Source organism: Candidatus Didemnitutus sp., assembly GCA_019634575.1.
Lineage (GTDB): Bacteria > Verrucomicrobiota > Verrucomicrobiia > Opitutales > Opitutaceae > Didemnitutus.
Genome location: JAHCAY010000002.1, coordinates 436,618 through 458,133, shown reverse-complemented (window position 1 = coordinate 458,133; position 21,516 = coordinate 436,618). Strand labels below are relative to the sequence as shown.

At 66.2% G+C, this 21,516-nt stretch carries 18 protein-coding genes; 11 read left to right on the top strand and 7 right to left on the bottom strand.

What is annotated here, in order from left to right; all coding sequences use genetic code 11:
- Nucleotides 1-54: 54 nt before the first annotated feature.
- Complete coding sequence (locus tag KF715_17010; GenBank protein MBX3738399.1) at nucleotides 55-1,998, bottom strand: hypothetical protein; 1,944 nt, start codon at nucleotides 1,996-1,998, stop codon at nucleotides 55-57.
- A 136-nt stretch (nucleotides 1,999-2,134) separates the two neighbouring features.
- On the opposite strand from KF715_17010, the gene KF715_17005 reads away from it, so the two are divergent.
- From KF715_17005 to KF715_16990, 4 genes are all read left to right on the top strand, one after another.
- Entirely contained in the window at nucleotides 2,135-2,338 is a 204-nt protein-coding gene (locus KF715_17005) for a hydrogenase nickel incorporation protein HypA (protein MBX3738398.1), read from the top strand.
- A 155-nt stretch (nucleotides 2,339-2,493) separates the two neighbouring features.
- Nucleotides 2,494-4,035: a glutamine-hydrolyzing GMP synthase gene (gene guaA, locus KF715_17000; GenBank protein ID MBX3738397.1), complete on the top strand. Its 1,542-nt coding sequence runs from the start codon at nucleotides 2,494-2,496 to the stop codon at nucleotides 4,033-4,035.
- Between the two features lie 204 nt (nucleotides 4,036-4,239).
- Nucleotides 4,240-5,010: a hypothetical protein gene (locus KF715_16995; GenBank protein ID MBX3738396.1), complete on the top strand. Its 771-nt coding sequence runs from the start codon at nucleotides 4,240-4,242 to the stop codon at nucleotides 5,008-5,010.
- Nucleotides 5,011-5,175: 165 nt separating this feature from the next.
- On the top strand, nucleotides 5,176-6,474 hold the full coding sequence (locus KF715_16990) for a citrate synthase (protein ID MBX3738395.1): 1,299 nt from the start codon (nucleotides 5,176-5,178) through the stop codon (nucleotides 6,472-6,474).
- A 59-nt stretch (nucleotides 6,475-6,533) separates the two neighbouring features.
- Here the strand turns inward: KF715_16990 and KF715_16985 are convergent, their stop codons facing one another.
- Complete coding sequence (locus tag KF715_16985; protein MBX3738394.1) at nucleotides 6,534-7,262, bottom strand: MFS transporter; 729 nt, start codon at nucleotides 7,260-7,262, stop codon at nucleotides 6,534-6,536.
- 146 nt (nucleotides 7,263-7,408) lie between these two features.
- Between KF715_16985 and KF715_16980 the strand changes: the two genes are divergently transcribed.
- The 7 genes from KF715_16980 (at nucleotide 7,409) to KF715_16950 (ending at nucleotide 16,866) form a co-directional block, all read left to right on the top strand.
- Entirely contained in the window at nucleotides 7,409-8,152 is a 744-nt protein-coding gene (locus KF715_16980) for a pyridoxine 5'-phosphate synthase (protein ID MBX3738393.1), read from the top strand.
- Nucleotides 8,153-8,239: 87 nt separating this feature from the next.
- Nucleotides 8,240-8,650, top strand: a complete 411-nt coding sequence (gene acpS, locus KF715_16975; protein ID MBX3738392.1) for a holo-ACP synthase — start codon at nucleotides 8,240-8,242, stop codon at nucleotides 8,648-8,650.
- A gap of 4 nt (nucleotides 8,651-8,654) precedes the next feature.
- Nucleotides 8,655-9,200 carry a hypothetical protein gene (locus tag KF715_16970; protein ID MBX3738391.1) on the top strand — a complete coding sequence of 182 codons (546 nt, stop codon included), beginning with the start codon at nucleotides 8,655-8,657 and terminating at the stop codon, nucleotides 9,198-9,200.
- A gap of 8 nt (nucleotides 9,201-9,208) precedes the next feature.
- On the top strand, nucleotides 9,209-10,729 hold the full coding sequence (locus KF715_16965) for an NAD(P)H-hydrate dehydratase (protein MBX3738390.1): 1,521 nt from the start codon (nucleotides 9,209-9,211) through the stop codon (nucleotides 10,727-10,729).
- A complete protein-coding gene (gene dprA, locus KF715_16960; GenBank protein MBX3738389.1) occupies nucleotides 10,710-11,858 on the top strand; it encodes a DNA-processing protein DprA in 1,149 nt (382 codons plus the stop codon). The genes KF715_16965 and dprA overlap by 20 nt, the downstream gene beginning before the upstream one ends.
- A gap of 11 nt (nucleotides 11,859-11,869) precedes the next feature.
- On the top strand, nucleotides 11,870-14,692 hold the full coding sequence (locus KF715_16955; GenBank protein ID MBX3738388.1) for an insulinase family protein: 2,823 nt from the start codon (nucleotides 11,870-11,872) through the stop codon (nucleotides 14,690-14,692).
- A gap of 77 nt (nucleotides 14,693-14,769) precedes the next feature.
- Nucleotides 14,770-16,866 carry a S9 family peptidase gene (locus KF715_16950; GenBank protein ID MBX3738387.1) on the top strand — a complete coding sequence of 699 codons (2,097 nt, stop codon included), beginning with the start codon at nucleotides 14,770-14,772 and terminating at the stop codon, nucleotides 16,864-16,866.
- A gap of 81 nt (nucleotides 16,867-16,947) precedes the next feature.
- On the opposite strand, the gene KF715_16945 is transcribed toward KF715_16950, so the two are convergent.
- From KF715_16945 to KF715_16925, 5 genes are all read right to left on the bottom strand, one after another.
- A complete protein-coding gene (locus tag KF715_16945; GenBank protein ID MBX3738386.1) occupies nucleotides 16,948-19,359 on the bottom strand; it encodes a CotH kinase family protein in 2,412 nt (803 codons plus the stop codon).
- Nucleotides 19,360-19,440: 81 nt separating this feature from the next.
- Nucleotides 19,441-19,785 carry a histidine triad nucleotide-binding protein gene (locus tag KF715_16940; protein ID MBX3738385.1) on the bottom strand — a complete coding sequence of 115 codons (345 nt, stop codon included), beginning with the start codon at nucleotides 19,783-19,785 and terminating at the stop codon, nucleotides 19,441-19,443.
- A gap of 87 nt (nucleotides 19,786-19,872) precedes the next feature.
- On the bottom strand, nucleotides 19,873-20,373 hold the full coding sequence (locus tag KF715_16935; GenBank protein MBX3738384.1) for a hypothetical protein: 501 nt from the start codon (nucleotides 20,371-20,373) through the stop codon (nucleotides 19,873-19,875).
- Nucleotides 20,370-20,852, bottom strand: coding sequence for a transcriptional regulator NrdR (gene nrdR, locus KF715_16930; GenBank protein ID MBX3738383.1), 483 nt, complete (start codon nucleotides 20,850-20,852; stop codon nucleotides 20,370-20,372). The genes KF715_16935 and nrdR overlap by 4 nt, the downstream gene beginning before the upstream one ends.
- 78 nt (nucleotides 20,853-20,930) lie before the next feature.
- Nucleotides 20,931-21,497, bottom strand: coding sequence for an aminodeoxychorismate/anthranilate synthase component II (locus KF715_16925; GenBank protein MBX3738382.1), 567 nt, complete (start codon nucleotides 21,495-21,497; stop codon nucleotides 20,931-20,933).
- Between the last annotated feature and the right edge of the window lie 19 nt (nucleotides 21,498-21,516).

Here is a 21,516-nt window from a genome sequence, read left to right as displayed (position 1 = left end):
TCGCTGCGCCGTGCTTGAGCTGCGATACTGGCTCGGCATCGACGTGGAGCCGACTCAGTCCACGTCTGTCCGGAAGGGCGATGCGGGCAGGCCGGAACGATTGTAGAGATTGCCCAGCGGAAAATTCGCCCAGGCGTAACGCGCCGCGACCGGATGCGCGACGGCTTCGGCGCTTACCTCCACGGTGTCGCCTTTGATCACGGCCTTGGCGGGATGGAAAACCCGATCCGCTCCGGCGAGCGTGAAGCCGATCAACTCGCCGCCCGGTGCCACCAGACCGCCGCCGAGATGGCTGAAATGCAGCACGGCGGTGGTGCCGGTGAACTCGGCGCGTTCGAAGAGCGGCCCCGAGTATTCCAGCTGTTCGCCGTAGGCCAGGGCGCGGGCGGCGAGAGCGAGCCGTTCGCCGACAGGTTGTTTCTGGTTGGGGTGGATGTCCTGTTCGTCGCCGACATCGAGCGTGACCGCCATGGCGGTGTTGGGCACCTGCCGGAGCGTGAGGAACTGGGCTTCGCGAATCTCCGGGGGCATGTCGCTGTGCGGTGCGATCTGGACGAAGAGGAAGGGCAGGAAGCCTTGGCCCCAGAGCTGACGCCAGTCGCGGATGAGGGTTGGAAAGAGCGAACGGTATTGGTGGGCGCGGGCGGCGTTGCTCTCGCCTTGATACCACAGCACTCCGCGCAGGGCGTAGGGCAGGAGGGGATGGATCATGCCGTTGTAGAGCACCGCGGGCACATTGCTGGACTGGATGGGATTGACCGGAGGCGGCGTCAGCGTGGAAAGCTCGCCGGCGGCGCGGTAACGCCACGGTCCCTCGAGATTGATCGGGGGCAGGGCGGCGTCGTCCGCGCAGGTCAGCTGCATGGGCACGCCATTGCCCCACAACCCACCGCCACCGCCTGTATCGAGCACCCGCACGGCGATCAGGTTGCTGCCATGATGCAGGAGGCCGGGCGGCATGCGGTAGATGCGCGGCGTATCCCAACCGGCGGTGGCGCCGACGCGCTGGCCGTTCACGTAGGTCGTTTCGTTATCGTCGATGGCTCCGAGATGGAGGTCGATGGCGTGGCCTTCCCATGCGGCGGGCAGATCGAACTCGCGCCGGAACCACACGAGCCCGTCAAAGTCGCCCAAGCCGCCTTTTTCCCAGTTGGCGGGCAGATTCATGCTGTCCCAGCCTGCAAGCGACAGGCCCGGCGCGCTCCAAGTTGGGCTGGCTTTCTCGCCCGCGTCGTTCTGCGCATACCAGGCATCGAGCCGTTTTTCGTAGACGAGTTGGGCGGCGGCGGGATCTTTGGGCAGCTGCGCCAACTCCGCGCGCGCCGCGGCAAACTCGGGGATCTGGTCGAGGGCGACGCCGCTCATCCAGGCTTCCGCCGGAGTGCCGCCCCACGAACTGTGGATCAGGCCCACCGGCACGCCGCGGGCGGCATGCAGTGCACGGGCGAAGAAGAAACCCACCGCCGTGAAATCCGGCGCGGTCGCCGGGGAGCTGACGATCCACTCGCCTTGCACCGTGTCGGCCGGGTCCCGCGCGAGCGCCCGCGCCACGCCAAAATGCCGGATCATCGGCAGATCGGCGCTGGCGACGGCCGACTGCCAGCCGACGACGGGTTTGACTCCTTTGCCCGGGCCGAGACGCATCTCCATGTTGGATTGTCCGCTGCAGAGCCAGACTTCGCCCACGAGGATATCGTGCAGCGTGATTTGGTTGCGGCCGGCGATTACCAGCTCGAAGGGGCCGCCCGCGGGTAGTGGCGGAAGCTTGGCCAACCAGCGTCCGTTCGCGTCGGCGGTGGCGGTGGCTGTTTGTCCGGCGACGGACACGGTGACGGCCTCGCCGGGAGTCGCCAGACCCCAGACGGGCACGGGCATGGCTTGTTGCAGCACCGCATGGTCGCGGAACAGCGGCGCCGGCGTGACGTCGCCGCGGACGGGCAGGACGGCCCAGAGGCCGGCCGCCAAGAAAAGGAAACGGAGAGGGGAGGGGATTTTCATGCGCAACGCCGTCAAACAACACCCGGCTGCCGGCCTTCGCGAGAGTGAAGACTGCGCGTGCTTTGCCCTTGGCGTTCGATGGGGTTTGACCGATCGTGCCAAGGTGTCCGTCCCACCGAGTTTCACCTTCGATGTCCTGCTTTACGGACTGTGCGTCATCGGGCTGTTCCTCGCGCTCTGGTTTTACTACGACCGACGCGATCGAGCGCTCTACGACGCCGGGCGACGCAAAATCTCGTTCCACTGCATCCGTTGCAGTCACCTCTACACGCAGACCGCCGGCACGGACACCGCGCCGTGCCCGAAATGCGGCCACGAGAATGTGCGCCTGAAATTCTGACGCGCCTTTGCGCGGCGAGCGTGCGTCACCGTGCATGAGGCAAGGCGGGACCGCCGGACTGGTGGCGCGCATCGCGACCGGCACAGCGCCACCTCGTGACACGCGCGCCCTGATTTTTTCGTTTCTTTCGCGGGGAAACTTTCCCAGCTTCCCGCATGGCGCAGACAATTGCCGTTCTCGATTTCGGCTCCCAACTCACGCAGGTCATCGCCCGTCGCATCCGCGAGTGCGAGGTCTACTCGAAGATCTATCATTTCTCCACGCCCGCCGCCAAACTCCGTGAAGACGGCGTCGTCGGCATCATCCTCTCGGGTGGCCCGCAAAGCGTCTACGCCAAGACCGCGCCGCACCCCGATCCGGAGATCTTCAAACTCGGTGTGCCGATGCTCGGCATCTGCTACGGCGTGCAACTCATGGGCCACTTCCTCGACGGCAAGGTCGAGCACTCGAAGGCTCGCGAATACGGCCACGGCCAACTGACGATCAAGAAACCGGGCAAACTCTTCGCCGGCTTGCCGCGCAAGCTGCGCATCTGGAATTCCCACGGCGACAAACTCATCAAGCTCCCGCCGGGCTTCGTCGCCATCGGCACCTCGGAAAACTCGCCGTTCTCCGCCATCGAGGACGCCAAGCGCAAGTTCTATGGCATCCAGTTCCATCCGGAAGTTTTCCACACCGAGCGCGGCGTGGACATGATCCGCAACTTCCTCGTCGGCATTTGCGGCGCGCAGCAGGACTGGACCACCAAGGATTTCATCGCCCATGCCGTCGCCGACATCCGCGCCAAAGTGGGCAAGGGCCGCGTCCTCCTCGGTCTCTCCGGCGGCGTCGACTCGTCCGTCGCGGCCGCGCTCCTGCACAAGGCCATCGGCAAGCAGCTCACCTGCGTCTTCGTCGACAACGGCCTCCTCCGCAAGGGCGAGCGCGATTACGTCCGCGAACTTTACGGCAAACACTTCAACATCGACCTCCGCGTCGTCGACGCCTCCGCGCTGTTCCTCAAACGCCTCAAGGGCGTCACCGAGCCTGAGACCAAGCGCAAGATCATCGGCCGCACCTTCGTCGAGGTCTTCGAGAAAACGCTCAAGGACATCGGACGCACCGCCGAATTCCTCGGCCAGGGCACGCTCTATCCGGACGTGATCGAGTCCGTCTCGATCCAGGGCAACCCCGCCTCGCTCATCAAGACGCACCACAACGTCGGCGGCCTGCCTGCGCGCATGAAGCTGAAGCTCATCGAGCCGCTGCGCGAACTCTTCAAGGACGAGGTCCGCAAGGTCGGCGCTGCCCTCGGTCTCCCGCGCGAAGTCGTCTGGCGCCAGCCGTTCCCCGGCCCTGGCCTCGGCGTCCGTGTGATGGGCGACATCACCGCCGATAAGCTCGAGATCCTCCGCAACGCCGACGCCGTGCTCCACGAGGAGATGATCGCCTCCGGCTACTATTGGAAAGTCTGGCAATCCTTCGCCGTGTTCCTGCCGGTGAAAACCGTCGGCGTCTTCGGCGACGAGCGCACCTACGACTACGTCATCGCGCTCCGCATCGTCGAGAGCACCGACGCCATGACCGCCGACTGGGCCAAACTCCCGCACGAGCTCATTCAGAAAATCTCCAGCCGCATCACCAATGAGGTTCGCGGCGTCAGCCGCGTCGTCCTCGACATCAGCTCCAAACCGCCCGCCACGATCGAGTGGGAGTAAAGCGGCGCCGACGTTCCAGTTCTTGCCGCGAGGTGGGCGCCGACGTCCTCGGCGGCGCCGAGAACTCTTGCTACCGGCACCGCGTTCGAGTCGCCATCGCGACGCCGGGCGACCACCCGACCCAGCGGCATTCGTCACCTCTCACCAGGGAAATCCCCTTGCGCCGCATGGCACCGTTGCCCACCTTTCCGGTCAATTAGCCCCATGAAATTCCGCTGTCTCGTCGCCCTGAGCGCCCTCCTGTTTGCGGCCCAATCCACCTTCGCCGACGCGCGGATCGACCAATGGATCGCCAAGGCCCGTTCCGCCATCGGCCCGGAGTCCGCGATCGAAGCGGTCCAAAGCGTCCACTTCACCGGCACCTTCACCACGACCGAGAAGATTGCCGACCCCAAGGACGCGACGAAGACCAAGGACGAGACCCTCGTCCTCGCGATCGACATCGTTTTCCAGAAGCCCTACCAGCAGCGCATCATCCGTCGCTCGAACACCGTCGTGGAGACCACCGCGCTCGACGGCTACGACGCCTGGGTCCGCCGCGCCGACGCCACCGACACCAAGAAATGGCAGCTCTCGCTGCTCGACTCCCAGCAGGTCAAACGCCTGCGCGCCAACACTTGGGAGAATCTCTTCTTCTACCGCGGCATCGAGAAGCGCGGCGGCAAAGTGGACTTCGTCGGCGAGGCGACCGTCGACGGCAAGGACTGCGTGAAACTCGTCTTCGCCCACGCCGAGAATATCGTCTTCACCCGCTACTTCGAAAAAGCCACCGGCCGCCTCGTGAAAACCGAGACGGAAAACGGCGGCGAGATCCGCGAGGACGGCGAGCTCCGCGTCGGCGCCCTCCGCTTTCCCCGCACGTTGATCAACAAGAGCCCCAACGGCCAGACGGCCACGATCACGTTCGACAGCGTGAAGGTGAACGAGTCGTTCCCGGCCGACGACTTCGCGGTGCCTGCGCTCCTGCCGCAGTAACTCCCGCGCCGCCTCACGCGCGCTCCCTCGCACGCCGGCCGTCCCGCCGGCGTTTCACTTTTTCTAACGCGAGTTGCGCAGGGCCTTATTCATTGGGCGATGCGTGTCACCGCCGAGGCTTTGCTTTGCGTCCCATCGCGTTTTCCCCACGGTGCTGTTTGCCCTATGCAAGCACCCACCGCCCAGATCAAGGTCGACGGCAAAGAACTCACGCTTCCGGTGATGATCGGCTCCGAAGGTGAGAAGGCCATCGACGCCCGCAACCTCCGCAAAGATTCCGGCTACATCTTCTACGATCAGGGCTACGGCAACACCGGCTCCTGCGAGAGCGCGATCACGTATCTCGACGGCGACAACGGCATCCTCCGCCACCGTGGCTACCCGATCGAACAGCTCGCGACCTACTCCGACTACGTCGAGACCGCTTACCTCATCATCTACGGCGAGCTCCCCAACGCCAAACAGCGCCTCCAATTCGGCCGCCGCCTCCGCGACAACGCCGCCATCGGCACCCAGATGCTCCGCATCTTCGAAGGCTTCCCCGAGTCCGCGCCGCCGATGGGCATGCTCACCTCGATCGTGAGCTCGCTCGCCGCCTATTACCCCGAGCTCGCGACGAACAATTTCGAGAAGGACCTGCAGAACTTCGACCTGTCCGCCGCGATGGCCATCTCGAAGATCCGCTCGATCGTGGCGATGATCTACCGCTACCGCCACGGCCTGCCGTTCATCCACCCGCGCGACCTGCCCTTCGCGGACAACTTCCTGCACATGATGTTCTCGGACCCGTATGTGGCCTACCAGCCTATCCCCGAGGTCACCCGCGCGCTGAATCTCCTCCTCCTCCTCCACGCCGACCACGAGCAAAACTGCTCCACGTCGACCGTGCGCATGGTCGCCTCCAGCGGCGCCAATCTCTTCACCTCGATCGCCGCCGGTGTTTGCGCGCTTTCCGGCCCGCTCCACGGCGGCGCCAACGTCGCCGTCATGCAGATGCTCCAGGCGATCCACGACGAAGGCGACGACGGCACGCGCTTCATCGAAGCCGCCAAGGGCGGCTCGAAGAGCAACCGCCTCATGGGCTTCGGCCACGCCGTCTACCGCAACTTCGACCCGCGCGCCCGCATCATCGGCAAGGCCTGCGACGAAGTCCTCACGCGTCTCGGCAAATCCGACCCGCTCCTCGACATCGCCAAGAACCTCGAACAGGCCGCGCTCAAGGACGACTACTTCGTCTCCCGCAAGCTCTACCCGAACGTCGACTTCTACTCCGGCATCATCATGCGCGCCCTCGGCATCCCGACGGACATGTTCACCGTCATGTTCGCCATCGGCCGCGCCCCGGGTTGGATCGCCAACTGGAAGGAAGTCGCCTCCAACACCAAGGGTCGCATCTATCGCCCGCGCCAGATCTACGTCGGCACGCCCAAGCGCGATTACACGTCGATGGACCAGCGCGCCTGATGCGCCGCACCACCCTCGCCAACGAGCCCGCCCACCGGCGGGCTTTTTCTTTGCCCCGCTCAGCTTTCGCGCGGTGGCTCAGTCACCGCCGTGTCGTCCGGCTTGGCCGTTTGAACCGGCGTCTCACTCGTGGCCTTCTTATCTTCCGGCGAATGCAGTATCTGCTCCAGCGTCAGCCCGGTCATGCGTTCGACGCCCTTCACGAGCCGCCACAGCGCGAACATCATCATCGCCATGCTCGGCACCACGATCACCGGCCAGCTCCAGCCGAGCATGCGGCCGTATTGCGCGTTGAATTCCGGTGTGTCCGGCGCGGCGGTGATGAGGTAGCGCGCGAGCGAGAAATTCAAAAACGCGCTCAGAAAAAACGACCCCGCCAGCAACACGCTCGACGCTCGTAACAGCGCCTCGAATGCCGGTTGCATCCCGTGCTCGTCGAGCGCCGCGTTCACGCGCGGCAGATTGATCACCTGATCGTTCAGCAGAAACTGGCGCACCAGCGGTCGCTTGCTCCACTGCGACGCGAAGACCGCCACGCCGATGATCCCCGGCACCGCCGCCTCCTTCACCGCGAACCAGAACGGATGCAGATGCAGCAACCCGAGTCCGCCCGTCGCCAGCGTGCTGAAGAAGCCCAGCCCCGAAACGAAGTTTACGCTCCGCCGCTGCCAGAAGTCGTAGGCGCCGTAGCCCAGCGGAAACGCCAGCGCCAGCAGCAGCGCATTCATCGAGCCGAGTCGCGTGCTCAGCTTCGAGAGGATCAGCATCGGCACGGCGATGTTGAACACGAGATTCAGCAGCAAGTTTTCGCGCTTCGGAGCAGGGGCGGTGGACATCGGCGGAAGCCGAAGGAACTCAGGCTGGCGCCTAACCGGCAAGCACAGCTTTTTCCTGATTTCCTGAGCTCCGCATTCCTGTTTGGCTCCGCGCCGCCATGATCCTCCTCGGCGTCAACATCGACCACTGCGCCACGCTTCGCCAGGCGCGCTACCGCCAGGCCGGCGCCACCGTCGGCGGCAACGTCGAGCCCGACCCCGTCACGCTCGCCGCGCTCTGCGAACGCGCCGGCGCCGACGGCATCACCATTCACCTCCGCGAAGACCGCCGCCACATCCAGGATCGCGACGTCGAACGCCTCTGCGAGACCGCCGCCACCCGCGTGAACCTCGAGATGGCCTGCACGCCCGAGATGACCGCCCTCGCGCTGCGCCTCAAACCGCATTCGGTCTGCCTCGTTCCCGAGAGTCGCGAGGAAGTCACCACCGAGGGCGGCCTCGATGTCGTGAAATTCCGCGACAAGGTCGCCCGCGTCACCGACGCCATGAACGCCGCCGGCATCAAGACCTCACTCTTCATCGACGCCGACGAGCACCAGATCGACATGGCGAAAAAGCTCTCCGCCCCCTGGATCGAACTCCACACCGGTGCCTACGCCAACGCCTACCACGGCCCCGCGCGCGCCGACGAGTTCAAGCGCCTCTGCGTCGGTGCCACACAAGGCCACGCGTTCGGACTCGTGGTCAATGCCGGTCACGGCATCAACTACGTCAACATCGCCGAGGTCCGCACCATCCCGCACCTCCACGAACTGAACATCGGCCACAGCATCATCAGTCGCGCCCTCTTCACCGGCATCGAGGAGGCCGTCCGCGAAATGAAAGCGCGGATGAATCCCTGACGGATTGCCCACGGAACAAACGGAATACACGGAAGGAGAACTGAGTTTTCTTTCAGTGTGTTCCGTGTATTCCGTGGGCCACTCTAGATGAACATCGTTCTCCCCCCTGGCGGCATCCTCATCGGCCTCGGCTGCGACATCATCGAGACCGAGCGTATCCGCAAGGTGCTCGAGAAACACGGCGATCGCTTCCTCTCGCGCGTGTTCACGGAGGAGGAACGCGCCTACTGCAGCGGCCTCGGCCACCCGCACAAGCACTACGCCGCTCGCTGGGCCGCCAAGGAAGCGGTCTCGAAATGCTTCACCACCGGCATCGGTCCGCATCTCGACTGGACTTCGATCTCGGTCTATCACGGCTCACGCAAGGAGCCGCTCGTCCGCCTCGACGAGAAAGCCACCAAACTCCTCGCCGAAGTCGGCGCCACCCACGTCTGGCTCTCGCTCTCGCACATCGAGACTCACGCGATGGCCGTCGCCGCCCTCGTCAAACACGGCTGAACCCATGAACTCCTCTGCCGAGAGCACGCGCGTCTGGAAAGTGCGGCTCGGCTGGATCGTGCTCCTGCTCGTCATCGGCGCGCCGTTGTCCTTTTTCTATCTCACGACGCCCAAGGAGCGCGAAACGCTCCCCGAGGCGCCGCGAGAAAAACACCCGCCTACGAAACTCGAATCCGTCGGCCTGCGCGATTACCGCGACTGGGACGGTTTGCCGGAAATCTTCGCGGTCTGGGCCGACCGTGCACATTGGAAGAACGACCGCACACGCTTCTCCTACTGGAATCCCGGCACCAGCACTTACAGTTACTTTTTCGAAGCGCGGCGCACCGCCAACGGCTATCGCTTCCGCGAAATCCCGGAGCCCCGCGACACCGGTTTCCAATGGGACCCCGACGCCGCCGACGATACGCCGCTGCGGCTCTACTTGCCGATCCGAGCTCGATTGGAAGATCCGGTGCAACCGCCGCGCGACACCCCCGAAAGACCGAAATTGAAACCGGCTCCCAAAGACGGCTCTCCTCGGCCACTTGAGCCCGGACCCGGCGGTTGAGCATGCCCCTGCGCGCCTCACCTCCCATTCTCTCTTGCGCCGCCGCCAAGGCGCAAGAGACGGCACTGCTCCGCGATGATGCCGCCGAATGGGACGCCATGCAGCGCGCCGGACGTGCCATCGCGACCGCGTTGCGCGATGACGCCCGCGAGATCGGCGGCCTGAGCGACAGCGTGCGCCTCCTCGTCCTCGCCGGCAAAGGCCACAATGGCGGCGATGCCCTGCTCGCCGCCGCGATGCTGCTCGCCGATATCCCCGGCGCGACCGCGGATGTCGTGCTCGTGTTCGGCATCGATGCGCTGCGTCCGCTCGCGCGCCGCGCGCTCGACACGCTCCGCGCCGCTGCCGGCGCCCGCGCGCGCGAACTCGATGCCGCCGCGCTGAAGCGCGAGTTCGCACCCTACGACGTCTGTCTTGATGGCGTCTTCGGTTTCCAGTTTCACCCGCCCATCGACGATGCCACCGCCGAGCTCGTCGCTTGGGTGAACACGCACCCGCGCCTCCGCCTCCGCGCCGCGGTCGATCTGCCCAGTGGGCTGGGGGAAGACGCGAACGGTGGCACCGTTTTCCGCGCCGATTTCACCTACTGCACGGGCATCGTAAAGGCGCCTGTTGTCGCGCCCGCCAACGCCGCGTTCGTCGGCCGCGCGCGCTACCTCGACTTGGGCTTCTTCTCCACGTCGTCGACGGATTCGCCGGCGCGTGTGTTGCTGCCCTCGCACCTCCGTCCGCTCGCCGCCCTTCGCCCCGCGCAGTCCGACAAGCGCGCGTTCGGTCACCTGCTCGTCGTCGGTGGTTCGCGCAGCTATCCCGGGGCCGTGCTGATGACCGTGCAAGCCGCACTGCGCAGCGGCGTCGGCCTGCTCACCGCCTGCGTGCCCGCATCGCTCGTCCCGGAATACGCCGCAAAATTCCCCGAGGCGATGTGGGTCGGGTTTCCGGAAGGCAACCAGGGCGGCCTCGCCGCCGCCGCTGTCAACGTCATCATCGAAAAGGCAGCCCGCGCGACCGCGCTCGTCATCGGCCCCGGCCTCGGCGCCGCGCCCGAGACGCTCGACGCGATCGAGGCAATTTGCCGTAATACGGCAAATTCCCTCCCGGTGCTCCTCGACGCCGACGCGCTCCGACCGGAGATCATCGCATCGCTCGACGGCGAGCGCCTCGTGGCGACGCCGCATGCCGGAGAGTGGGCGCGCATCGTGTCCGTCTGGCCGGGCGACGCTGTGCTCGTCGCCAAAGGTTCGCCGACGCGCGTGGCCTCCGGCGGTGCGAGCTACTTCAGTTTCTTCGGCGGCCCGGTGCTCGCACGCGGCGGCAGCGGCGATTTGCTCGCGGGCCTGATCGGCGGGCTGATGGCGCAGACGCCGGACGATTTGTTGCTCGCCGCCGCGCGCGGCGTCCTGTGGCATGGGCTCGCTGCGGATTTGCTCGCCCGCGACAAGGGCCAGGTGGCCGTGCAGACGACGCAGCTGCTGGATTATCTCCAGCCGGCTCTCCTCTGCGCGGACCATGACGACACCTGCCCCTGACCTCACGCCCCGACAGGCGTTCATGATTTTGAACGACCTGCCGAATATCGGCCCGATCTCGCTCAACCGCCTGCTCGCGGAATTCGGCGGGGATCCCGTCGCCATTCTTCGCGCCGACCGCAAAAGCCTCGAACGCGTGCGCGGCGTCGGCCCGGAGACGAGCGCAGCGGTCGTGGGCTGGACGGCGCACTTCGATCTCGCGCGCGAGGAGGAGCGTCTCGCACAGGCCGGCGCGACGTTCATCACGGCGCGCGATGCCGGTTATCCGCGATTGTTGAAAGAAATCAGCGATCCGCCGATCGGCCTCTATCGCAAGGGCGACTACGTGTTCGATGCGCCCTGCATCGCCATCGTCGGCAGCCGGCGCACGACGCTCTATGGTCAGGCCACGGCGAAGAAACTCGGCGCCGAACTCGCGCGCCTCGGCTTCTGCGTCGTGAGCGGCCTCGCGCGCGGCATCGACACGGCGGCGCACGAGGGCGCGCTGTCGGTCGGCGGCAAGACGGCCGCCGTCATCGGCACGGGCATCGACATCATTTATCCCTCGGAGAACCTCGATCTGTATCGCCGCATCGCCGAGAGCGGCGCGGTGCTCTCGGAGTTCCCCTTCGGGCGCAAGGCCGACCGGCAGAGCTTCGCCATGCGCAATCGCATCGTGTCCGGCATGAGCGAGGCGATCGTCGTCGTGGAGAGCGACGTCGACGGCGGCGCGATGATCACGGCGCGCTTCGCCGGCGAGCAGGGACGCTTGTTGTTCGCCGTGCCCGGCCGCATCGACCAGCCCAGCAGCGCGGGCTGCCATCAACTCATCCGCGACGGCGCGACACTGCTCACGAGCGTCGACGACCTGCTCAGCGAGCTGAACTACCTGCAGGGCTTCGCGCCGGGCAAGATCCCCACTGCGCCCGATCAACCCAGCGTGCTCGAGCAACTCACCGCCGCCGCGCTGAGTGACGACGAACGCAAGGTCGCCGAGTGCTTTCGCGGCGGCGCGCTGCTCGGCATCGATGCGCTTACGGCGCAGACCGGACTATCCTCGCCGGTCGTCTCCGCTGCGTTGATGATGCTCGAGTTGAAAAAGCTCGTGGTGAAGCGCGCCGACGGCACCTTCGAAAGCCGGAACGGCTGAGGGAGTTTCCCATGAAAAGACCTGGTGTGTGCGGGTTGATCGTTTGGTCCATGCTGTGGGCTTGGTCCGCAGCGGCGCAGGCACCGGCCTGGCCGCACGAACACAGCGATATCGCGCCCAGTCCGCGCGTGACGTGGGGCAAACTCGAGAACGGCCTGCGCTACGCCATCCTGCCGAACACAACGCCCGCGAAGCTGGTGAGCCTGCGCCTGCTCGTGCTCACCGGCTCGCTGCACGAGCGCGACGACGAGCGCGGTTACGCGCATTTCGTCGAGCACATGGCGTTCAACGGCACGCGCGGTTTCGCGCCGGGCGAGCTGATCAAGTTCCTCCAGCGCGAGGGCGTCGCCTTCGGGCCGCACGTGAACGCCACGACCTTCGAAACGCACACCCTCTACAAGATCGACCTGCCCGAGGCGACGCCGGCCACGATCGCCGACGGTCTGCGCGTGCTCCGGGATTTCGCCGACGGGATCCTCTTTGAAAAGGCCGAAGTCGAGCGCGAGCGCGGCGTGCTGCTGAGCGAGATGCAGACGCGGCGTTCGCTGGATTTGGAACACATGACTGCGGTCCGACGTTTTCTTTTTCCCGGCACACTACTGGCGGACCGCCTGCCGATCGGCACCGAGTCGGCCATCAAGAAGGCGACTCCGGCGGGCTTGCGCGGCTTCTACGCCGCGGGCTATCGGCCGGAGCGGATGGTGGTGATCGTCGCCGGGGATTGCGCAAGCGGCGACGTCGAAGCCGCAGTGCGCGCGCAGTTCGCCGCGCTCGCCGTCCACGGTCCGTCACGGCCCGCGCCCGTGCCGGGCGACTTGCCGCCGGGCGCAGAGGTGCGGGCGACGTTGCACGCGGAGATGCGCGACGGCGTGCAAATGGATTTGATGGCGGTGCATCTGCGGGACGATGGGCCGGACAAAGAGGAGCGTCGCGCGCAGGCCCTGCAGCTCGAGCTGGCCCGCGCGATGGTTCGTCGACGCTTGCAGCGCTTGGTCGAGACGCGTGGCCGGGTCATCAGCGGCTTCGGGCTGCATAGCTCCGCCACGGGTGGGCGGTTTGTGGCCGAGGTGCTTTCCGTGGCGGGCAATGCGAAGGAGTGGAGCGCATTGCTCGGCATCGCCGAACAGGCGCAGCGGTCGGCGGCGGAGCTGGGCTTCGATGCCACCGAGCTGGCCGGAGCGAAGGACAATCTGCGCACGACGCTGCGCGAGGAGGCGATGCGCGCGTCTTCGGTGCCGACGCCGGCGCTCGCGCAAGCGCTCGCGGCCACGGTCGAGGAGGGAACGGTCTTCGTGATGCCGGACGAGCGTCTGGCTGCGCGCCTCGCCCGGCTCGAGGCGGTCACGGCGCAGGATTGCCAGAAAGCATGGCGCGACGAGTGGGCGCGCGGCGTGCGCCGGATTTTCGTCGCAGCTTCGCCGCAGTGGATCAAGGTGGCGCCCGAGAAAATTCTCGCCGCTTACGAGCAAAGCCGAACCGCGCCAGTGACGGCGGCGACCGCGCTCGCTGACACGAAATTTGCCTACGAGGATTTCGGCCCGGCGGGAGCGGTTGTCCAACGCGAGCATGTCGCCGACCTCGACGTGTGGCAGGTGCGCTTCGCAAACGGCGTGCGCCTGAACCTGAAGCGCACCGCGTTCGAGCATGGCCGCGTGCATTTCCGCCTCCGCTTCGGTGAAGGACGCGCGGCGGAGCCCGTCGAGCATCCGGGCCTCGGTCTGTGGGCTGGCGGACTCGTGGGGGGCGGCCTGAACAAACACACCAACGAGGAAATGCGGCAAGCCATGCGCGGGCATGCGGTGACGCTCAATATGCGCGCGGAGGACGATGCGTGCCAGATGACGGGAGCAACCACGGGCGACGATTTGCGGCGGTTTTTGCAGGTGGCGACGGCGTATCTCGTCGATCCGGCTTGGCGTTCGGACGACGAGCCGCGCGTGCGCCGGCTGCTCGGCGAAGTCTATGCGAAGAATCGCTCGCAGCCGGAGGGCGCCATGCAGACCTCTGTCCTTTCTTTTCTCGCCGGCGGCGACACGCGGATCGGGTTGCCGGCGCGCGAAATGACCGAGAAGCATTCGTTCGCGACGCTCGCCGCTTGGCTGAAGCCCATGCTCGAAGCGTCGCCGATCGAAGTGACGCTGGTAGGCGATCTCGACGTCGACGCCGCCATCGCCGAGGTGGCGAAGACCTTTGGCACTTTGCCAACGCGGAGTGAAGCGGTGCCAGCGCCGACGGCCGCGCGGAAGCTGAAACTCCCGCAGCCGCCGGAGACGCGCCGCTTCAGCTATCCCGCGGTCGCCGGCCGACCGACGACGCTGGTGCTCGATTGGCCGGTGCGCGATGTGCTGACGATGACCGAGCGCCGTCGTCTGCGATTGCTGGCCGGAATCCTGGGTGATCGGTTGCGGGTGCAAATCCGCGAGGAGAAAGGCGCGACCTACGTGTTCGATGCCTCGCTGGTCTATTCGGAGACTTTTCCCGGATTGGCGTCGCTGCGCTGTCGGCTCGATGTCGCCACGAAATCGGCGAAGAAGATCGCCGATCAGGGCTCTGCCATCGCGAGCGAACTCGCGAAGAAAGGCGTGACCGCTGAGGAACTCGCCCGCGCCCAAGCCCAGGCGGTCGCCGGTGCGCGGCAACAGCTCTCGCGCAATGAATTCTGGCTCGATACCCTGGACGATTCGCAGACGCGTCCCGGTCGTCTCGATGAGCTGCGCAGCCTCGAACACGACTATGCCGCCGCCACGCCGGCCGAGCTCGATGTGCTGGCCGGGCGGTATCTCGGTCCGAAGAATCTCTTCCGCTTCTTCATCGAGCCGAAGACCGCGAAGTAGTCGCCGGGACGTCGCACGTGCGGCTGGTTTCGCCGCAACGCGTTTGACTCAGCCGCCTCGGCCGGGACACTCGCGCGATGAAAATTCGCGCACTGTTGGCCGGTTGGATCGTGTCGGTGGCGGTGGTGTTTGGCGCCGAGGCGGCGGCGAAAAAGCATCCGATCACGCACGAGGAATTGTGGCTGATGAAACGGATCGGCGCGCCGGTGCCGAGCCCCGACGGGAAATGGGTGGTGTTTTCGGTGACGGAGCCCGCCTACGACGCCAAGGAGCAGTCGACCGATCTCTGGCTGAAATCGCTGACCGACGACACACCCGCGCGCCGCATCACCTACACGAAGGCGCCGGAGGGCGGCGTGAACTGGTCGCCGGATTCCGCGAGCATCGTCTTCACGACGCGCCGCGAGGGCGACGAGGCTTCGCAAATCTATCGACTCAATCTCAACCAACCCGGCGAAGCCGAGCGACTGACGAGCCTGACGCTGGGCGCGCGTTCGCCGAAGTTCAGCCCCGACGGCAAGCAGCTGCTCTTCGTGAGCGACGTGTTCCCCGGCGCAAATGACGAGGACGCGATCAAGAAAGCCGCGAAGGAGCGCAAGGATCGCAAATACAACGCGCGCGCCTACGAGCAATTCCCGCCGCGCTTCTGGATGGCCTGGCTCGACGACAAGAAAGCGCACCTCTTCGTGATGGACGCGAAAGCCGGCGCGAAAGCGCGCGATCTCCTCGCCGGCAGCAAGCTGGCCGAGTTGCCCGGCTTCGGCGGCGGGCAGGGCGACGACGGCCAGAACCTCGAGACGGAATGGGCACCGGACAGCAGCGGCGTGGTGCTCAGCGTCTCGACCAACCGCGACGCCGCGGCGCGCGAACCGGTCTACGCGCAGTTGTATTTCGTCGCGACCTCCGGCGGCGAACCGAAGCGCCTGACGAACGACCAGAGCAGCTACGGCAACCTCCAGTTCTCGCCGGACGGCAAGACGCTCTTCTGCGTCACCGACCCGAACACGATCGACAAGGTCTACGACTTGAGCCGCCTCGCGAGTTTTCCGTGGCCGTTCGATGCAGCGAAGAAAAAGATCCTGACCGCCAACCTCGACCGCTCGGTCGGCCGCTACGCGCTGCCTGAGGGCAGCGATCGCATCTACTTCACCTTCGAGCACGCGGGCATCGAGCAGCTCCACTCGGTGAGCTACGCGGGCGGCGATGTGCGCGACGAGCCGTCGATGACCTATGGAACCACCGGCGGCCTCAACGCCGGCGGCAAGGCGCTCGTCGGCACATGGGACAGCGTGTCGAATCCGGCGGAAATCTACGCCTTCAACGGCGCGCTGAAGCGCCTGACGTCATTCAACGCCGAGAAGGCCGCCACGCTCGACTTGCCCGGCGTGGAGCACTTCGAGTTCAAGGCGAGCGACGGCATGACCATCCATAACATGATCGTGCGGCCGGCCGGCTTCGATGCGGCGAAGAAGTATCCGCTCCTCGTCGTCATCCACGGCGGCGCGGCGAACATGTGGCACGACACGTTCGTCCTCCGCTGGAATTACCACCTGCTCGCCGGCACCGAATACGTGATCCTGCTCACCGACTACAAGGGCTCGACCGGCTACGGCGAGGAGTTCGCGCGTTCGATCCAGCTCGATCCGCTGCGCGGCCCGGGCAACCACGTGAACGAGGCCGCCGACGAGGCGGTGAAGCGTTTCGCGTTCATTGACGGCACACGCATGGCCGCAGCGGGCGCCAGCTACGGCGGCCACCTCGCCAACTGGCTGCAGGCGACGACCACGCGCTACAAGTGCATCATATCCCACGCGGGCGAGGCAGACCTCATCATGCAGTGGGGCACGAGCGACAGCATCTGGGGACGTGAGGTGAACAGCGGCGGCCCGGTGTGGGGCGACAGCGCGGTGTGGCGCGAGCAGAGTCCCGTGCTGCAGGCCGGCAATCACGCGAAGGGCACCGGCTTCAAGACGCCGATCCTGGTCACGGTCGGCGAACTCGATTTCCGCGTGCCGATGAACAACGCGCTGATGTGGTTCGCGCTCAATCAACGCCTCGGCGCGCCGAGCAAACTGATCGTCTTCCCCGAGGCCGGCCACTGGATCCTGCGCGGCGAGGACAGCCGCTACTGGTATGGCGAGGTCCGCGGCTGGCTGGCGAAATACCTGAAGTGAGCCGCGAACGGCGATTTCCCCTCTGAAAAAGACAAAGGCGCGCCGAGGGGCGCGCCTTTTTTTGTGGCGGACGGAGGCGCGCTATTTCCCGTCCGGGTGGCGCTGCACGAACTCGTCATCGAGGACGAAACGGCGGCGTTCGGTGACGATGTTTTTGAGACTCGGCTCGGCGTCGGCCGAGTCGAGATCTTGATCGAGCCGTTGAATGAAGTGCTCGTAGCTGTCGGGTTTGTGCGTGTCGCGCTCCACTTCGGCGCCGATGAGCTCGTAGCGCTGTTTGGCCATCGCGCCGAGGCGCTCCCAAGTCAGCGTGCTCGCCAGCCCGTGCACATAGCCGTAGTAGCGCCAGCGAAGGATAATCGGTGCGAGCAGTTTCTGAATCAATGGGCGACGCGGGTTGTCCGCGCCGGCCAGCACGTCGAGTTGCTCGCGTTGGATGACGAGCGTGCGTCCGCCGGCGCCGCCTTCACTGCGGCGACGGAAGCTGTCGGTGCCCACGTGCAGACCCGGAATCGGCAGGCCTAGACTGAGGCCGCTGCCGCCTGCACCGCGCCCGCCGCCCCGCTCGCCGCCGCGTCCGCCCTCGCGTTCCTTCGCGGCGTCGGGGCGCTCGTCGCTGACGATGAAGCGGTCGCGTTTCGCGGCGGTGTTCGCATCGGCGACGAAGACGGATTCCGGCAACATCTTCTCCAAGCCGGCTTGGATTTGCGGTTGAGCGAGCTGCTGGGTCTTCGCGCCCATCCAGCGTGTGAACCAGCGATCGAAGGCGCCGACGAACTCGTCTCGCGTCACCTGGCCATCGTGATCCTGATCCATTTCCGCGAAGAACTCGCCGCCGATCACCTCGGCGGGATCGTCCTGCCCGTAGGTCTGGCGGCTCTTGCCATCGCGCATCGAGGGCGGCGTGACGAACCAGCGGAACTTGTCGATCAACTGGGCGCGGCCGAGCTGGCCGGCGAAATTTTCGTCCATCACCGTGAACCAACCGCGGGCGAAATCGAGCCACTCGCCGCGCGTGACGCGTTGGTCGTCGTCGCGGTCGGCTTTCAGGACGAAGCTGTAACTGAGCAACATGGCGAGGTCGGTTTGCTGCTGGCGCGGCGTTTTGGTGGGCGCGGCGCCGCCGGGAGAATTGCTGGCCGGAGCGGGCGGGGACGAGGTTGTCGCTGCCGCCGCTTCGCGGTTGCCCCGCGCGCCGCCGCGACCGGACGGCCGTTCCCGGTTTCCGTCCCCGAAGCGCGCGCCCGCGCGGCCGCCGTAGCGTTCGTAGGTCTCGGTCTCGACGAGGCGAAACGCGGTTTCGGCGGCGAGCGGTATGAGGTGAAAGCGGCCCGCCGGATCCAGATAGAGGCCGTAACCGCCACCGTGAGCGCGGTAGCCGCCTTGGTTCATCAGCACGTTTTCCCAAGCGAGAAAGCGTAGCGCGCCGTTCACGTCGAGGAGCGGGGCGAGCGCTGGCTCGAGATCTTCCGGATCAGTTTGCGCGAGCGTCCGGCAGAGTTTGATGAGCGCTTGCCACGCGGCGGGCGACTCCTCGGTGTCGAGGTGATAGATCGCTCGATACGGTTGCGGATCGTCGCCGAGGTAGGTGAGGCCGCCGCCGGCCGCCACGGTCCAACGTGCGCCGGCGGCCGTGCCGAAGTTTTCGAGCAGGAAGCGTTCGTCGAACGGCTGGACGTTCGCGTAGACGCCCCAGTTTTCACCGTTGATCGCGACAGTGACGAAGTTGCTGCGCGGCGCGGACAGCGCGGATTCTCGCGCGACGTCGAGGCCGAGCGAAGTGCGCACGAAGGTCGGGTCGGCGAAAACGTCCAACAGGCGCAACTCGCGCTGGCCGGCGAGGCGTTGCTGCGGGTCCGTGAAATCGAAACGCAGGAGCAGCGTGCGCTTGTAGCCGGAGTCCCGCGGCTCCGCCACGGGCAAGGGCGCGTAGCGCACGCCGACGCCGGGGTAGGTGCGACCATCGATCGTCACGCGCGCGGGCACCCAGATGTCGGTCGAGGCGAAGAGCGCGAGCTGGCGTTCCCAATCGGTGTCGTCGAATGCGAGGGCGATGGTGCGTAGCGTGGCCGGATCGTAGAGCGGACGAGCGGAAAGGTCGGGCAACGCGGCGACGTCGACTTTCGCCCCGGGTTTCACCGGCTCGAGCGTGCGCGCGGTCGCGGAAGGCGCGGCGGAGCGCGGGGTGTTGGCGCCGGTGCCGGTTGCTGCGGGCTGGGCGGCGAGGAAATCGCGAGCCGCCGCGCGTTCCGCGGCGTCGAGCCGTCCGTCGCCGTTGCGATCAAACCGGGAAACCAGGGCGACCGGTGCGGCGTAGACGGGGTCGGCGGCAGCCTTGGCGGACTCGTCTTGCGGTGACTCGTCATCGTCCCGGCGCTCGGTGCGTTCGCTCCCGTGCGAGGCACGGCCGCCGCGGGTCGGTTGGGCGTGCAGGGGCGACCAGATACCGACGAACAGAGCCAGGGTGGCGAAGGCGAGCGGAGCGACTTTCATGGGGCGCGGGACGGCTCGAATAAAGACGACTCCGGTCGGGCGCGGTTCCATCGCGCCGCGCGGTTCCGCGCGTGATGACAGTCAACCCGGCGGCCAGGCGAGCGGACGGCCGCCCAGGACGTGGACGTGCAGGTGCGGGACGGTCTCGCCGCCGTCGCGGCCGTTGTTGATCACGATGCGGAAACCGTTCGGTTCGAGGCCGAGTTTCTTCGCGATGGCAGCGGCGCTGAGCAAGAGGTGCCCGAGGACGTTTTGATCGGCCGGCTGTGCTTCGGCGACGCGCGCGATGAGTTGCTTCGGGATAACGAGCACGTGCACCGGCGCCTGCGGGTTGATGTCGTGGATGGCGATGCAGTGCTCATCCTCGTGCGCGATCTTGGCGGGAATCTCGCGGTCGATGATGCGTTGGAAGATGGTTTTGCTCATGAATCTTGAACTCAGGAAATCAGGAAAGGTTGCTTCGGAGGGCCCGCGTCCTCGCGGGCCGCGGCGCGCGGGGACGCGCGCCCTCCATCAGAGAAACAGCAGGTTCACGTTGGCGCCGCGGCGGGTGCGGGCGGCGGTGAGGTTGCGCAGCAGATCGAGGGTTTCGTCGTATTCGCGCTCTCGCTTGGCGGCGCCGCGCTTCTTGTCGGGGCAGAGTGCGGGGCGGAGGTTGGTGACGAGGACAGTGGCTTCGCGGCAGGCGGCGAGGCGCTTGAGGCCTTCCATCAGGTTGGCGCGGGCGAAGAGCGGCGTGGCGGCGTTGGCCTCGGCGGCGGCGTCCCAGTGAAAGAAACCGTGCTGGGAACCGCGGCTCTCGCAGAGGCGGGAGAAGAGTTGCGCGGCAGCCTGCACGAAGGCCGGGTCGGCGGGCGTGACTTCGGAGTGCTGGCCGGCGAACGCGCGCTCGGCTTCGAGGCTGGTAACGATGGCGGCGTCGATTTGCTGCGCGAGGTAGAGGTCGTGCCCGGTGAGCGGCGCGAAGAGCGCGTTGAGAAAGTGCAGGCGGCGCAGTTGAGCGGGGCGCGTCATTTCTTCGGCTTCGGTGTAGTGCCTTCGGGAAACGGGGCAAGGCTCGTGATTTCGTCGACGAACTCGCCGACGTCGCGGAATTCCTTGTAGACGCTGGCGAAGCGGACGTAGGCGACTTGGTCGAGCTTGCGCAGGCGCAGCATGACTTGTTCGCCGATGGCCTTGGTCGGCACCTGGCTTTCGTAGCCGGCTTCGACGGCGTCGATCACGTCTTCGACGAGCATGTAGATCTGCTCGCCGTCGATCGGGCGCTTGTGGCAGGCGGCGCGCACGGCGGCGACGAGCTTGTCGCGCATGAACGGCTCGGTGCGGCCGTCGCGCTTCACGACGATGAGGCTATCGCGGACGAGCGACTCGTTGGTCGTGAAACGGTGGCTGCACTCGAGGCATTCGCGGCGGCGGCGGATGGTGTTTCCGTCGCGCGCGATGCGGGAGTCGATGACCTTATCCTCGATGGAAGTGCACTTCGGGCAGCGCATGGGCTTCGGAAGAATAGCGGGTAGGGAGTAGCGGGTAGCGAGTAGAAACGCGCGGAAACGCGGAGTCGGCGCCGCGGGCTACTTCAGTTCGAGAAAATTAGTCAGCATCTTCATGCCGTGTTGGGTCGCGATGGATTCGGGGTGAAATTGGACACCCCAGATCGGCATTTGTTTGTGGCGGAGGCCCATGATTTCGCCTTCCGCGGTCTCGGCCGTGATTTCGAGGCAGTCGGGCAACGAGGAGCGTTCGATGAGCAGCGAGTGGTAGCGTGTGGCCTGGAAAGGCGAGGGGAGTCCGCCGAAGATGTCGGTGTTTTTGTGGAGGATGGGCGACATCTTGCCGTGCATGAGGCGGCCGGCGCGGATGACTTTGCCGCCGAAGTATTGGCCCATGGCTTGGTGGCCGAGACAGACGCCGAAAATGGGTTTTTTGCCGCCGAAGACGCGGAACATGTCGAGGCTGACGCCGGCTTCGGTGGGGGTGCACGGGCCGGGCGAGATGAGGACGCGGTCGGGATTCAGCGCGGCGGCTTGCTCGGGCGTGATCTCGTCGTTGCGGAAGACTCGCATGCTCACCCCGAGTTGGCCGAAATACTGGACCAGGTTGAAGGTGAACGAGTCGTAATTGTCGATGACGAGCAGCACGGCAGCCGATTACTCGGGA